The organism is Streptomyces koelreuteriae, from assembly GCF_018604545.1.
GTDB classification, from domain to species: Bacteria; Actinomycetota; Actinomycetes; order Streptomycetales; family Streptomycetaceae; genus Streptomyces; species Streptomyces koelreuteriae.
On record NZ_CP075896.1, the window covers coordinates 6,857,407 to 6,870,195 of the forward strand.

Here is a 12,789-nt window from a genome sequence, read left to right on the forward strand (position 1 = left end):
CCTCTCCTAGATCACCAAGGACAACAGCAGGACGATGCCGCCGGCGACCACCGAGATGATCGTCTCCATGACGGACCAGGTCTTGATGTTCTGACCGACGGTCAGCCCGAAGTACTCCTTCACCATCCAGAACCCGGCGTCGTTCACATGGCTGAAGAAGAGCGAGCCGGCGCCGATGGCCAGGACGAGAAGGGCCGCGTGCGTCGTCGACATATCGGCCGCCAGCGGAGCGACCAGACCGGCCGCCGAGACCGTCGCCACCGTCGCCGAACCGGTCGCCAGCCGGATCGCCACCGCGATCAGCCAGGCCAGCAGCAGCGCCGGGATCGACCAGTCCTCGGAGATCTCCAGGACCATCTGCCCCACGCCGGTGTCGATCAGCGTCTGCTTGAAGCCGCCGCCCGCGCCGACGATCAGCAGGATGCCCGCGATCGGCATGAGGCTCTTCTCGACGAGCGGCGAGACGCGCTCCTTGGAGAACCCGGCGGGCCGCAGCAGCGTGAAGATGCCGACCAGCACCGAGGCGAGCAGCGCGATCATCGGGGCGCCGATGACGTCGAAGACGCGCTGGACCGGGTTCTCCGGGTCGTCCACGACGATGTCGACCAGCGCCTTGGCGAGCATCAGGATCACCGGCAGCAGCACGGTGAACAGCGTGGCGCCGAAGCCGGGACGCTTCTCCAGGTCCTCGGAGGCGCGCTGCGGAATCATGTTGTCCGGGGCGGGCACGTCCACCCAGCGGGCCGCGTACTTCGAGAACACCGGACCGGCGATGATCACCGTGGGGACGGCGACCAGGACACCGAGCGCCAGCGTCACGCCGAGGTCGGCCCCGACCGCGTCGATCGCGACCAGCGGACCGGGGTGCGGCGGCACCAGGCCGTGCATCACGGACAGGCCCGCGAGCGCCGGGATGCCGATGCGCATCAGCGAGTAGTTGCCCCGCTTGGCGACCATCAGTACCACCGGGATCAGCAGCACGATGCCGACCTCGAAGAAGAGCGGCAGCCCGATCACGGAGGCGATCAGCACCATCGCCCAGGGCATCGACCGTCCGCCGGCCTTCTCCAGGATGGTGTCGACGATCTGGTCGGCGCCCCCGGAGTCGGCGAGCATCTTGCCGAGGATCGCGCCGAGGGCGATCAGCACGCCGACGCCGGCGACCGTGGTGCCGAGTCCTGCGCTGAAACTGAGCAGGACCTTGTCCAGCGGCGCCCCGGCGATCGCGCCGAGCGCCAGTGACCCGATGGTCAGCGCCAGGAAGGCGTGCAGCTTGAACTTGGTGATGAGCAGGACGATGACGGCGATGCCCGCCAGAACGGCGATGCCCAGCTGAGCGTGGCCGGCCGAGGTGATCGGCTCGGGTGCGTCCGCTGCCAGCATCTCGACGCTGAGTCTGGTCACGGGGGAGTGTCCTTGGGGGTGAGGGGAGTCGTAGGAAGGGAGTGAGGGGCTACTGGACGGTCTCGGGGAGATCCTCGAGGGCGCTCGCCGCCCGTTCGGTGATCTCCTCCGGGCTGCCCAGGACGTCCACGCGGACCCCCGCCTCGTCGCTCTCCAGCGGCTGGAGCGTGGCGAACTGGGAGTCGAGCAGCGCCGTGGGCATGAAGTGCCCCTGCCGGTGCGACATCCGGTCCTCGATCAGCGCGCGGTCGCCCGCGAGGTGCACGAAGACCACGCCGGGTGCGGCGGCCCGCAGCCGGTCGCGGTACGACCGCTTCAGTGCCGAGCAGCTGACCACCCCGCCGAGTCCGGCCCGCCCGTGCCCCCACGCGCCGATGGCGTCCAGCCAGGGCCAGCGGTCCTCGTCGGTGAGCGGGGTACCGGCCGACATCTTGGCGATGTTGGCCTGCGGGTGGAAGTCGTCGCCCTCTGCGTACGGAACGCCGAGCCGGGCCGCGAGCAGGGGACCGATGGTGGTCTTGCCGGTGCCCGCGACGCCCATGACCACGACGACGTGGGGGGTGTTCATCGCTGCCTCACTGTCTGCTGTCTTCGTCGACACGTGATGTCGACGCCACTGAAACCCATTAGGTACGACTAATTCAAGAGCCCGTGACAAATAAGTCTGACTTTTTGTCTCCGTGATCTACCCCGTACGCTGAGTGCATGAGCACACCGGGTCGAGGGCTGCACGGCCATGTTCTGGACACCCTCGGCCCCGAGATCACGGCGGGCGATTACCCGCCGGGCAGCGTGCTGCGCACGGACGAGCTGGCCCAGCGTTTCGATGTCTCGCGCTCGGTGATGCGCGAGGCGGTCCGCGTCCTGGAGTCCATGCACCTGGTCGAGTCCCGCCGCCGCGTCGGCGTCACGGTCCTCCCCAAGTCGGAGTGGAACGTCTACGACCCCGAGGTCATCCGCTGGCGCCTGGCCGGCGCCGACCGCGCACAGCAGCTGCGGTCCCTCACGGTGCTGCGCTCGGCGGTCGAACCCGTCGCGGCGGGCCTCGCCGCCCGGCACGCCACCGCCGAGCAGTGCGCCGAACTCACCGAGTGCGCCCTCGGCATGGTCGCCAACTCACGCGGTCACCAGCTGGAGGAGTACCTCGTCCACGACGTGGCCTTCCACCGCGCCGTCCTGGCGGCCTCCGGCAACGAGATGTTCGCCCGCCTCGGCGACGTCGTCGCCGAGGTCCTGGCCGGCCGCACCCACCACGACGTCATGTTCGAGGACCCCGACCCGGCCGCCGTCACCCTGCACGTCCAGGTCGCCGAGGCGGTCCGCGCGGGCGACGCGGTCCGCGCGGAGGAACTGACCCGCGAGATCACGGTCGGCGCCCTCCAGGAACTCGACATCCTGGCGCCGTAGTTCCCTACGGAAGAATCTCCCCGTCCACGTACACCCACGCCCCGTCCACCCGCTCGAACCGGCTCCGCTCGTGCAGCGATCCGCCCCGGTACGAGGCCCGGAACGTCACGGTCCCGGTCGTGTGGAACGCCGACCCGTCACTCGTGTCCAGGATCTCCAGCCCGGTCCACCGCATCCCGGGATCGAGGTCCAGCCGCCCGGGCCGCGTCCGCGGATGCCAGGTCCGCAGCAGATACCCGGCGTCCCCCTTCACGAAGGCGCTGTACCGCGACCGCATCAACGCCTCGGCGGTCGGAGCCGCGGCTGCTCCCGCGTGATAGCGCCCACAGCAGTCGTCGTAAGTCCCTGGGCGGCCACAGGTGCAGGAACGTGTCGTCATGCCGGACATTCTCCTAGACGGCCCCACCCGTCCGGGGCGAGGGCAGCGGCGGCAGCGTCGTCCCGTACAGCCACAGGTCGAACAGCGCGTCCAGCGGCTCGTCCGTGAACCGCCCCACGTGCGCGGTGAAGTTCGCCGTCGTCACCGCCCCGCCCCGGTGCTGCCCCGCCCACCCGCGCAGCATGCGGAAGAACGCGTCGTCGCCCAGGGCGCACCGCACCGCGTGCAGGACGAGCCCGCCCCGCTGGTAGAGGCGGTCGTCGAACATCGACTTGCGCCCCGGATCGGCCAGCCGGAGGTCCTGCGGCAGCGAGAACAGCAACCGGTGCGCGACGGCGGCCAGTTGCTGGGTGCTCCGGCCTCCCGAGCGCTCCGACCACAGCCACTCGGCGTACTTCGCGAACCCCTCGTTCAGCCAGATCTGCCGCCAGTCGGCGATGGACACGCTGTTGCCGAACCACTGGTGCGCCAGCTCGTGCGCGATCAGCCGCTCCGAACCCCGCTCGCCGTCCACATGGTTGGACCCGAACAGCGACAACCCCTGCGCCTCGACGGGGACGTCGAGCTCCTCCTCGGTCACCACGACCGCGTACTCGTCGAACGGGTACGGCCCGAACAGCTCCTGGAACAGCTCCATCATCGCGGGCTGCCGCGCGAAGTCCCGGGCGAACCGGGGGAGCAGATGCGCCGGGATGTGCCCGTGCTGCGGAACCCCGCCCGGGCCCGGATCACCCAGCAGCACGGTCTGGTACTTCCCGATCGACAGCCCCACCAGATAGCTGGACGTCGGCGCCGCCTGCTCGTACACCCAGGTGGTCGTCGAGGCCTTCGTCGTGCGGGTGAGCAGGCGACCACCGGCCACCACCGCGTAGGCCGACGGCGTCGTGACCGAGATGTGGTACGAGGCCTTGTCGGCGGGCCGGTCGTTGCACGGGTACCACGACGGCGCCCCGACCGGCTGGCTCGCCACCAGCGCCCCGTCCTCCAGCTCCTCCCAGCCGAGTCCGCCCCAGGGACTGTTCACCGGCCGGGGGTTGCCCGACCACTGCACCTCGACGGTGAAGGCCGCACCGGCGCGCACCGGCTTCGCGGGGCGCACGCGCAGCTTGCCGCCCCGGTGTGTGTAGTGCGGCGTACGGCCGTCGACCTTCACCCGGCCCACCCGGAAGTCGGCGAGGTTGAGCTGGAACTCGGTGAGCTGGCCGCGGCCCGCTATGGCGTTGATCCGCGCGGTTCCCGACAGCCGGTTCGGCGCGGGGCGGTAGTCCAGCGTGAGCTCGTACCGGTGCACCCGGTACCGGAGGTCACCGTTGCCCGGGAAGTACGGGTCCTGCCCCACTGACTGCTGAACCGCCACTGTTGCGTCTGCTCCCTGCACTGCGCTCGTACGACGTCCACCGGCCCCGAGGGGGTTGTGCCTAGCGACGCCATGCCTCGATCGGGTTGCCCAGCCAGCGCGTGTCGTCGGGCACGGACTCCGCGGCCATCACCAGGGACGCCGGACCCAGCGTGGCGCGGGCCCCGACGGCGCTGCCGGGCAGGATGATTCCGCCCGGGCCCAGAGTGGCGCCCTCACGGAGTACCACAGTATCCGTCCGCAAGATCCGGTCGTGGAAGAGGTGGGTCTGGAGCACACAGCCCCGGTTCACGGTCGCGGCGTCTCCGAGCGTCACCAGATCCGTCTCCGGCAGCCAGTAGCTCTCGACCCACACGCCCCTGCCGATGTGCGCACCGAGGCCGCGCAGCCACGCCGACAGCAGCGGCGTCCCCGGCACGGCGCCGGCCAGCCACGGCACGGCCAGCACCTCGACGAAGGTGTCCGCCAGCTCGTTGCGCCACACGAACGCGCTCCACAAGGGGTGCTCGGCCCGCCGGTGCCGCCCCACGAGCAGCCACTTCGCCGCGATCGTGACCAGCCCCGCCGCACAGCCCGCCCCGAGCAGCACAAGACCGGACAGCAGGGGAGCCCACACCCCGAGCACGCACAGCGCCGCTCCCGTCGCCACCGCCAGCGCCGCCGAGCAGAACACCGGCACGATCCGGCACAGCTCCACCAGCCCGCGCGCCCACAGCAGCCGCGCGGGCGGCTCGTACGTGCGGCTCTGGTCGCCGTCGGACGCGGCCCGCGGCAGCTTCACCGGCGGCAGCCCCAGATAGGAGCTGCCCTTCTTCGCCTTCTTGGGCGTCGCCGACAGCACCCCCACCAGGCCACCGTCCGGCACGCTCCGCCCCGGCCCGGTCATCCCCGAGTTGCCGAGAAAGGCACGCCGACCGATCTCCGCACGCCCGATCCGCAGCCAGCCGCCGCCGAGCTCGTACGGCGCGGTCAGGGTGTCGTCCGCCAGGAACGCGCCCTCGCCGACCGTGGTCAGACTGGGCAGGGCCAGCACGGTGGACACCTCGGCCCGCCGCCCGATCCGCATCCCGAGCAGCCGCAGCCACACCGGCGTGACCAGCCCCGCGTACAGCGGGAACAGCACGTCCCGCGACCGGTCCATCAGCTGCGTCACGGTCCAGGCCTGCCAGCCCACCCGGCTGTGCGTGGCGTGCGTGCCCTCCCGCAGCCCGAGGCTCAGCAGCCGTACGGCGACAACGATCAGCAGCGCGTACGCCAGCCCGAACGCGAGCGTCGCCGGCACCAGCGCGAGAGCGGCGCCCCGCAGGGCCGCCCCCAGCCCGGTGTCCGGAGCGACGAACAGCGCCGCCACCAGCAGCGCGGCGGCAGCCGAGAGCACCGGCAACGCGGTCAGCCCGACACCCGTCACGCCGTACATCACCCGCCAGAGGGCGCCCCGCCCGGGCCGCTCCTTGGGCCAGTTGCGCTTGGCCCGGCCCAGCTTGACCGCGGGCGCGCCGGCCCACCGCTGCCCGGTGGGAACCTGCCCGGAGACCGCAGAACCCGGCGCCACCTCGGCCCGCTTGCCCACCCGCGCGCCCGGGAACAGCAGACTGCGCGTGCCGACGACGGCGTGCGCGCCCACCTTCACCGTCCCGACCTCCAGCCGGTCGCCGTCCAGCCAGTACCCGGACAGATCCACCTCGGACTCGACGGCGGCGCCCCGGCCCAGCTTGAGCATGCCGGTGACCGGCGGCAGCGAGTGCAGGTCCACGTCCTGCCCGACCTTGGCGCCCAGCGCCCGCGCGTACCGCTCCAGCCAGGAACCGGTCAGCGAGGTCGCCCCGCTGAACTCGGCCAGCCGCTCGGCCGTCCACAGCCGCAGATGGACACTCCCGCCGCGCGGGTACCGGCCCGGCCGCACCCCCCGCAGCAGCAGCCGCGCCCCGCCCGCGGCGAGCGCCAGGCGCCCGGGCGGGCTGAAGAGCAGCACGGCACCGGCCGCGACGAGCCACCAGGGCGCGGTCGGCAGCCAGGCGTAGGCGGGCAGCACGTTCCCGAGCGCGGCGAGCACCACGCTCCAGCGCAGCCCGAGCAGCGTGAACAGCGGAACCAGCAGCAGGAGCTGCACGAGCTGGGCACGCCTCGGCACCGGCGCCACGACCCGCTCGGCGTTGTCGTCCTGTGCCGACTCCTCGAGATGCCGGGCCAGCTTCCGCAGAACCGGCCGCTGGTAGATGTCGAAGACGGCGGCGCTCGGGTAGCGCGTGCGCAGCCTCGTCGTGAGCTGGGCGGCGGCCAGACTGCCCCCGCCTATCGCGAAGAAGTCGTCCGAGGCCGACGACACCGGAATACCGAGGACGTCCGTCCACTGCTCGGCGAGCCACGCCTCGGTGCCGTACAGCGGCTCGGCCGGGCCGCCCGTCTCCAGCCCCTCCAGCGGCCAGGGCAGCGCGTTGCGGTCGACCTTGCCCGACGTACGGGTCGGCAGCTCGTCCACCGGCGCGAGCAGCGGCACCAGGGCGGCGGGCAGCTCGGCACGCAGCCGCTCGACGGCGCTCGCGGGGTCCCAGCCGTCCTGGACGACGACATAGCCCACGAGAAGCTGATTGCCGCTGCGGGCCGTGCGCACCGCGGCGGCCGCCCCGGCCACCCCGGGCAGCGCCTGAAGCGCCGCGTCCACCTCACCGAGCTCGATACGGCGCCCGCCGAGCTTGATCTGCTCGTCGGCCCGCCCGAGGAAGACCAGCCCCTCCGGCTCGGCCCGCACCAGGTCACCGCTGCGGTACGCCCGCTCCCAGCCCAGCGACTGAAGCGGCGCGTACTTCTCCGCGTCCTTCTCGGCGTCGAGATACCGGGCGAGTCCGACCCCGCCGATCACCAGCTGACCGCTGCCGCCCATCGGCACCGGCTCACCGGCCTCGTCCACGACGGCCAGCTCCCAGCCGTCCAGCGGCAGCCCGATCCGGATCGGCTCCTCGCCGCTCATCAAAGACGCGCAGGCCACCACGGTCGCCTCGGTCGGCCCCATAGGTGTTCCACACCTCGCGCCCCTCGGTCACCAGCCGCTGCGCCAGCTCGGGCGGGCACGCCTCGCCGCCGAAGATCAGCAGACGTACGTCGTTGAGCGTCTCCGGCTCCCACAGCGCGGCCAGCGTCGGCACGGTGGACACGACGGTGATCTCCTGCTCGACCAGCCAGGGCCCCAGATCGGCACCGCTCCTGACCTGCGCGCGCGGCACCGGCACCAGACAGGCCCCGTGCCGCCACGCCAGCCACATCTCCTCACAGGACGCGTCGAAGGCGACGGACAGCCCCGCCATGACCCGGTCACCGGGGCCGATCGGCTCCTCGGCCAGGAACAGCGCGGCCTCCGCGTCCACGAAGGCGGCGGCGCCGCGGTGGCTCACGGCCACGCCCTTGGGCTTCCCGGTGGAGCCGGAGGTGAAGATGATCCACGCGTCGTGCCCGACACCGGGCCGGGCGGCGGCATGCCCGGCGGCATCGCCGACGGTCAGCTCGTGACCGGCCCCGATGACCGCCCGCACCCCGGCCTCGCCGAAGACCAGCGCGGCCCGCTCGTCGGGATCCTCGGCGTCCACGGGCACATACGCCGCACCGGCGGCCAGCACGGCGAGGATCGCCACGTACAGATCATTGGTGCCCGACGGGACCCGCACCCCGACGCGGTCCCCGAGCCCGACCTCCGCCGCGGCCAGCTTCCGCCGCAGGTGCTCCACCTCGATCGCCAGCGCGCGATAGGTGAGCAGCCGATGGCCGTCGTCGAGCGCCGGCTCGTCGGGATACGACCGTACGGACGCCTCGAAGACGTCGACCAGGGTGCGGGGCGATGCCGCGGGACCGGCGGAGAAGCGGGCCAGGTCGCTGAGGCCTGTGCTCCACTCCTGGTCCAGCACGGTGAGGTCGGGGCTTTCGAACAGGGCGGCCATCGGATCCTCGCGTCTCCAGCCCGGACGGTCCGGGGCGCCGACGGGCCCGCAGGTCTGCCTGGGGATGTTCCGTTCCGGCGCGAACAAGCCCAATACTCTAGTGGTCGGGTTACTTCGTCCTGTCATGTCCGCCACTCGGAGGCAAACGCGAGACACCGCGCAGGTGCGAAGCCACCCCCTCCCACCTGGGCTTTTCCCGGCAGGGCGAGATGTCGCCCACACTTCCCGGGATACGACGAAAGGCCCCTCGACGAGAGGGGCCTTTCGCTCTGTGTCCGAGGGGGGACTTGAACCCCCACGCCCGATAAAGGGCACTAGCACCTCAAGCTAGCGCGTCTGCCATTCCGCCACCCGGACAAGGTGTCTGTCGCGTGGGTTCTCCCCGCGGCGACGACGTAAACATTACCAGGCTTTCAGGGGTGGCCGATCACCCCCCGCCCGAGCCCCGGCGAGGTGTGAACGGCGCGTGACGGGCCGCAAGCGGTCTTGGGGAGCGGGCCGCGGAGAGAGAGGATGAGGGGGACCCACCAGCAGTGACAGCGGGAGGAAGCACGTGAGCGAGACGGACACGGCCAGGAGCGTCACCGGCGAGGACGAGGTCGTGGACCTCTGCCGCGAGCTGATCCAGATCGACACCAGCAACTACGGCGACCACTCGGGTCCGGGCGAGCGCAAGGCGGCCGAGTATGTCGCCGAGAAGCTCGCGGAGGTCGGGCTCGAACCGCAGATCTTCGAGTCGCACCCGGGCCGCGCCTCCACGGTGGCCCGGATCGAGGGCGAGGACCCGTCCCGGCCCGCACTCCTCATCCACGGCCACACCGACGTCGTACCGGCCAACGCGGCCGACTGGACCCACCACCCCTTCTCCGGCGAGGTCGCCGACGGCTGCGTGTGGGGCCGCGGGGCCGTCGACATGAAGGACATGGACGCGATGACCCTCGCGGTCGTCCGCGACCGGCTGCGCAGCGGGCGCAAGCCCCCGCGCGACATCGTCCTCGCGTTCCTCGCGGACGAGGAGGCGGGCGGCACGTACGGCGCCAAGCACCTCGTCCGCAACCACCCCGACCTGTTCGAGGGGGTCACCGAGGCGATCAGCGAGGTGGGCGGATTCTCGTTCACCGTGAGCGAGCAGCGGCGGCTGTATCTGATCCAGACGGCCGAGAAGGGCATGCACTGGATGAAGCTCACCGTGGCCGGCACGGCCGGGCACGGGTCGATGATCCACCGGGACAACGCGATCACCGAGCTGTCGGAGGCCGTCGCCCGGCTGGGGCGGCACAAGTTCCCGGTGCGGGTCACCAAGACCACCCGCGCCTTCCTCGACGAACTCGGCGACGCGTTCGGCACCGAACTCGACCCCGAGGACATGGAGTCGACCCTCGCCAAGCTCGGCGGCATCGCCAAGCTCATCGGCGCCACCCTGAGCAACACGGCCAACCCCACCCAGCTCGGCGCCGGCTACAAGGTCAACGTCATCCCGGGCGAGGCGACCGCCCACGTCGACGGACGCTTCCTGCCCGGGCACGAGGAGGAGTTCCTCGCCGACCTCGACCGGATCCTCGGCCCGAAGGTGCGGCGCGAGGACGTCCACGCCGACAAGGCCGTCGAGACCACCTTCGACGGGGCGCTCGTCGAGGCCATGCAGTCCTCGCTGCTGGCCGAGGACCCGACCGCCAAGGCCGTCCCCTACATGCTCTCCGGCGGCACCGACGCGAAGTCCTTCGACGACCTGGGCATCCGGGGCTTCGGCTTCGTACCGCTGAAGTTGCCCCCGGAGCTGGACTTCGCGGGCATGTTCCACGGCGTCGACGAGCGGGTGCCGGTGGACGGCCTGAAGTTCGGTGTGCGGGTCCTCGACCGTTTCATCGACGCGTCCTGAATCGGCCCTCCGATACGGAGATATTCGCTCGCCCGTACGGAACAGACTGGGAAGAGTGAATGCGACCATAAGCTCGTAGCCTCATTACTCCCTCCTCGTTACAGGTAATGCGATCGCAAGATGGGTCGCTTTGCCAACTAGGAGGAATAATGATCAAGAAGGTCGTCGCTGCTGCGGCTGCCACCGGTGGGCTGGTTCTCGCGGGCGCGGGCCTGGCCGTCGCCGACTCGGGTGCCCAGGGTGCCGCCGTGCACTCCCCGGGTGTCCTGTCCGGCAACGTTGTCCAGGTGCCCGTTCACGTCCCGGTGAACGTCTGCGGCAACACGGTCTCCGTGATCGGGCTGCTGAACCCCGCCTTCGGCAACACCTGCGTCAACAAGTGACGTTTCCCCCTCTCTGAGGGGAGCTCAAAAGCCATCGGTCCCGGAGCGCGTGCCATGCGCTCCGGGACCGAACGCTTCTTTCGAGTAATTCGATAAGAATTCGAGACAGGGTCGAAGGTAGGTATTCAGCAATGCGACAGGTCACCCGCAAGGGTCTGATGACCGTGGCGGCCGCGACCGGCGTGATCGCCGCCGCGGGCGGCTCCGCCTATGCCGACTCGGGCGCGCACGGCTCCAGTTCGGGCTCGCCCGGCGTGCTCTCCGGGAACACGGTGCAGGCGCCGGTGCACGCGCCGGTCAACATCTGCGGGAACACGGTCAACGTCATCGGTGTCCTCAACCCGTCGGTGGGCAACTCGTGTGCCAACAAGGGCGGTGGATCGTCCTCGGGCGGCCATGGCGGCTCGCACGCGAGCGGCCGGGCCAGTGACTCGCCCGGCGTCGGCTCGGGCAACCACGTCCAGGTGCCGATCCATGTGCCGGTGAACGCCTGCGGCAACAGTGTCGACGTCATCGGCGTCGGCAACTCCACCACGGGCAACGACTGCGCGAACGGCTCCGGCAGGCGTCACAGCAACCCGCCCGGCGGCGGATACGAGACACCCCCCGGGGAGCCGGGGGAGCCTGGCAACCCGGGTGAGCCCGGGAACCCCGGTGAACCGGGTGAGCCCGGTAACCCGGGGGAGCCTGGCGAGCCGGGTGAGCCCGGAAATCCCGGTGAACCCGGGGAGCCTGGCAACCCCGGTGAGCCCGGAAACCCGGGTGAGCCCGGAAACCCCGGTGAACCTGGTAACCCCGGTACCCCGGGCAACCCCGAGAACCCCGGAAACAAGCCGGGCGGCCAGTTCGTGACCCAGCCCGAGGGCGACGCCCAGCTCGCGGAGACCGGCAGCGGCCTGCCGCTCGGCCTCACCCTCCCCGCCGGCGCGGGCGCGCTGCTGGCGGGCGCGGTCCTCTACCGCAAGGCGCGTGCCTCGGCCTGACCCCCACGGCAAACGGAGCGGGCCCCGCCGATGCGGGGCCCGCTCCCGTGTATGCCTTCTCCCGGTGCGCCGTCCCAGCTCACCACGTGGCCCGCACCTGGCGGATGATCCGCCGGCGCAACCGCACCTTGCGGCTGCCGTCCCGCAGCAGGCTCAGACGGTGCAACTCCCAGTGTCCGTACTCGGCGTGGTCCGTCAGCAGACGTGCCGTTTCCTTGCGGGAGACCCCGCGCGGTACGTACACGTCGACAAATTCGTATTCCGGCATCGCATCTATTGTGCGGGCTGGGGCCTGGTACGGATAGCGTCTGCACTATGTCTGATGCTGCGCAGCCCACCGCTGCCGAGGTACGCGCCGCCGCCGAGGCGGTCAAGACCGCGCTCGACCGCCACCTGGCCGCGGTCGAGGGCAGGTCGGGAGAGGACGACCCGGCCGTCTACGAGGCGTTCAACCAGCTGGCCGCGGCCGCAGAGGTGTACGACGAGCTGCTCTACGACCGATACGACGAGGTCACCCCCTTCGAGATCCCCGGTGCGGAGGACGCGCTGCCCCCGTACGCGGGCCCCGAGGAACCGAACGCGCTGAGCGTACTGATCCGCCGCGACTACGCGGTGGCGGAGCCGCAGCGCCTCCTGGCGCAGGCACAGCGGATCGAGGCCGCCGAAGGCGAGGACGGCCCGGCCGCGTCCGGGACGACCCATGGCGCGCTCGGGCTGCTGTTCGGCGAGTTCGAGCCCGACGAGATCGCCTCCCGGCACAAGGAGTTCGGGCTGGAGGAGGGCGACTCCACGCTCTGGGTGATGGCGGCGGACGAACCGGCCGACCCCGGGGAGTGGCTGGAGGCCCCCTTCGAGCAGGTCGATCCGCAGCAGGTGGTCTGCCGATTCGACGTCAGCGCCGTCTTCGACGACGTCGAGGACGATGACGACGAGGACGAAGAGGACGACGACGGGGAGGACCTGGAGGGCCTCGACACCGACCTGGACGGGGACGAGGACGAGGATCTGGAGCGCCTGGACGCGGACCGCCGCTGAGCGCACCCGCTGGTCACCCGACGGCGGTGGTCA

At 71.3% G+C, this 12,789-nt stretch carries 10 protein-coding genes, 1 tRNA gene and 1 pseudogene; 5 read left to right on the top strand and 7 right to left on the bottom strand.

Features of this window, described 5'->3' with window-relative positions:
• Nucleotides 1-6: 6 nt before the first annotated feature.
• Nucleotides 7-1,404 (bottom strand): GntT/GntP/DsdX family permease, encoded by a 1,398-nt coding sequence (locus KJK29_RS30910; RefSeq protein WP_215122466.1) that lies wholly within the window; start codon nucleotides 1,402-1,404, stop codon nucleotides 7-9.
• 49 nt (nucleotides 1,405-1,453) lie between these two features.
• Complete coding sequence (locus KJK29_RS30915; RefSeq protein WP_215122467.1) at nucleotides 1,454-1,972, bottom strand: gluconokinase; 519 nt, start codon at nucleotides 1,970-1,972, stop codon at nucleotides 1,454-1,456.
• 137 nt (nucleotides 1,973-2,109) lie between these two features.
• Here KJK29_RS30915 and KJK29_RS30920 point away from each other — a divergent pair, with 137 nt between their 5' ends.
• Nucleotides 2,110-2,811, top strand: coding sequence for a FadR/GntR family transcriptional regulator (locus tag KJK29_RS30920; protein ID WP_215122468.1), 702 nt, complete (start codon nucleotides 2,110-2,112; stop codon nucleotides 2,809-2,811).
• Between the two features lie 4 nt (nucleotides 2,812-2,815).
• Here KJK29_RS30920 and KJK29_RS30925 read toward each other — a convergent pair whose 3' ends face one another.
• The 4 genes and pseudogenes from KJK29_RS30925 to KJK29_RS30940 all read right to left on the bottom strand — a co-directional run bounded on the left by KJK29_RS30925 (nucleotide 2,816) and on the right by KJK29_RS30940 (nucleotide 8,833).
• A complete protein-coding gene (locus KJK29_RS30925) occupies nucleotides 2,816-3,190 on the bottom strand; it encodes a YchJ family protein (RefSeq protein ID WP_215122469.1) in 375 nt (124 codons plus the stop codon).
• A 13-nt stretch (nucleotides 3,191-3,203) separates the two neighbouring features.
• Nucleotides 3,204-4,547 carry a M1 family metallopeptidase gene (locus KJK29_RS30930; RefSeq protein ID WP_215122470.1) on the bottom strand — a complete coding sequence of 448 codons (1,344 nt, stop codon included), beginning with the start codon at nucleotides 4,545-4,547 and terminating at the stop codon, nucleotides 3,204-3,206.
• 61 nt (nucleotides 4,548-4,608) lie between these two features.
• Nucleotides 4,609-8,476, bottom strand: a pseudogene (locus KJK29_RS30935) (Pls/PosA family non-ribosomal peptide synthetase).
• Nucleotides 8,477-8,748: 272 nt separating this feature from the next.
• Nucleotides 8,749-8,833: transfer RNA gene (locus KJK29_RS30940), tRNA-Leu, on the bottom strand.
• Nucleotides 8,834-9,029: 196 nt separating this feature from the next.
• On the opposite strand from KJK29_RS30940, the gene KJK29_RS30945 reads away from it, so the two are divergent.
• The 3 genes from KJK29_RS30945 (at nucleotide 9,030) to KJK29_RS30955 (ending at nucleotide 11,721) form a co-directional block, all read left to right on the top strand.
• Nucleotides 9,030-10,355 (top strand): M20/M25/M40 family metallo-hydrolase, encoded by a 1,326-nt coding sequence (locus KJK29_RS30945; protein ID WP_215122471.1) that lies wholly within the window; start codon nucleotides 9,030-9,032, stop codon nucleotides 10,353-10,355.
• 149 nt (nucleotides 10,356-10,504) lie between these two features.
• Nucleotides 10,505-10,738 carry a chaplin ChpH gene (gene chpH / locus KJK29_RS30950; protein WP_215122472.1) on the top strand — a complete coding sequence of 78 codons (234 nt, stop codon included), beginning with the start codon at nucleotides 10,505-10,507 and terminating at the stop codon, nucleotides 10,736-10,738.
• Nucleotides 10,739-10,869: 131 nt separating this feature from the next.
• Nucleotides 10,870-11,721, top strand: a complete 852-nt coding sequence (locus tag KJK29_RS30955; protein ID WP_215122473.1) for a chaplin — start codon at nucleotides 10,870-10,872, stop codon at nucleotides 11,719-11,721.
• A 79-nt stretch (nucleotides 11,722-11,800) separates the two neighbouring features.
• On the opposite strand, the gene KJK29_RS30960 is transcribed toward KJK29_RS30955, so the two are convergent.
• Nucleotides 11,801-11,989, bottom strand: a complete 189-nt coding sequence (locus KJK29_RS30960; RefSeq protein WP_010045410.1) for a DUF5703 family protein — start codon at nucleotides 11,987-11,989, stop codon at nucleotides 11,801-11,803.
• Between the two features lie 47 nt (nucleotides 11,990-12,036).
• Between KJK29_RS30960 and KJK29_RS30965 the strand changes: the two genes are divergently transcribed.
• Nucleotides 12,037-12,756, top strand: a complete 720-nt coding sequence (locus KJK29_RS30965; protein ID WP_215122474.1) for a hypothetical protein — start codon at nucleotides 12,037-12,039, stop codon at nucleotides 12,754-12,756.
• Nucleotides 12,757-12,789 lie beyond the last annotated feature (33 nt).

What these genes read in the sequence shown, in the direction of transcription:
- KJK29_RS30915 (WP_215122467.1), bottom strand. Translation starts at nt 1,972, where the DNA reads ATGAACACCCCCCACGTCGTCGTGGTCATGGGCGTCGCGGGCACCGGC.
- KJK29_RS30920 (WP_215122468.1), top strand. Translation starts at nt 2,110, where the DNA reads ATGAGCACACCGGGTCGAGGGCTGCACGGCCATGTTCTGGACACCCTC.
- KJK29_RS30925 (WP_215122469.1), bottom strand. Translation starts at nt 3,190, where the DNA reads ATGACGACACGTTCCTGCACCTGTGGCCGCCCAGGGACTTACGACGAC.
- chpH (WP_215122472.1), top strand. Translation starts at nt 10,505, where the DNA reads ATGATCAAGAAGGTCGTCGCTGCTGCGGCTGCCACCGGTGGGCTGGTT.
- KJK29_RS30955 (WP_215122473.1), top strand. Translation starts at nt 10,870, where the DNA reads ATGCGACAGGTCACCCGCAAGGGTCTGATGACCGTGGCGGCCGCGACC.
- KJK29_RS30960 (WP_010045410.1), bottom strand. Translation starts at nt 11,989, where the DNA reads ATGCCGGAATACGAATTTGTCGACGTGTACGTACCGCGCGGGGTCTCC.
- KJK29_RS30965 (WP_215122474.1), top strand. Translation starts at nt 12,037, where the DNA reads ATGTCTGATGCTGCGCAGCCCACCGCTGCCGAGGTACGCGCCGCCGCC.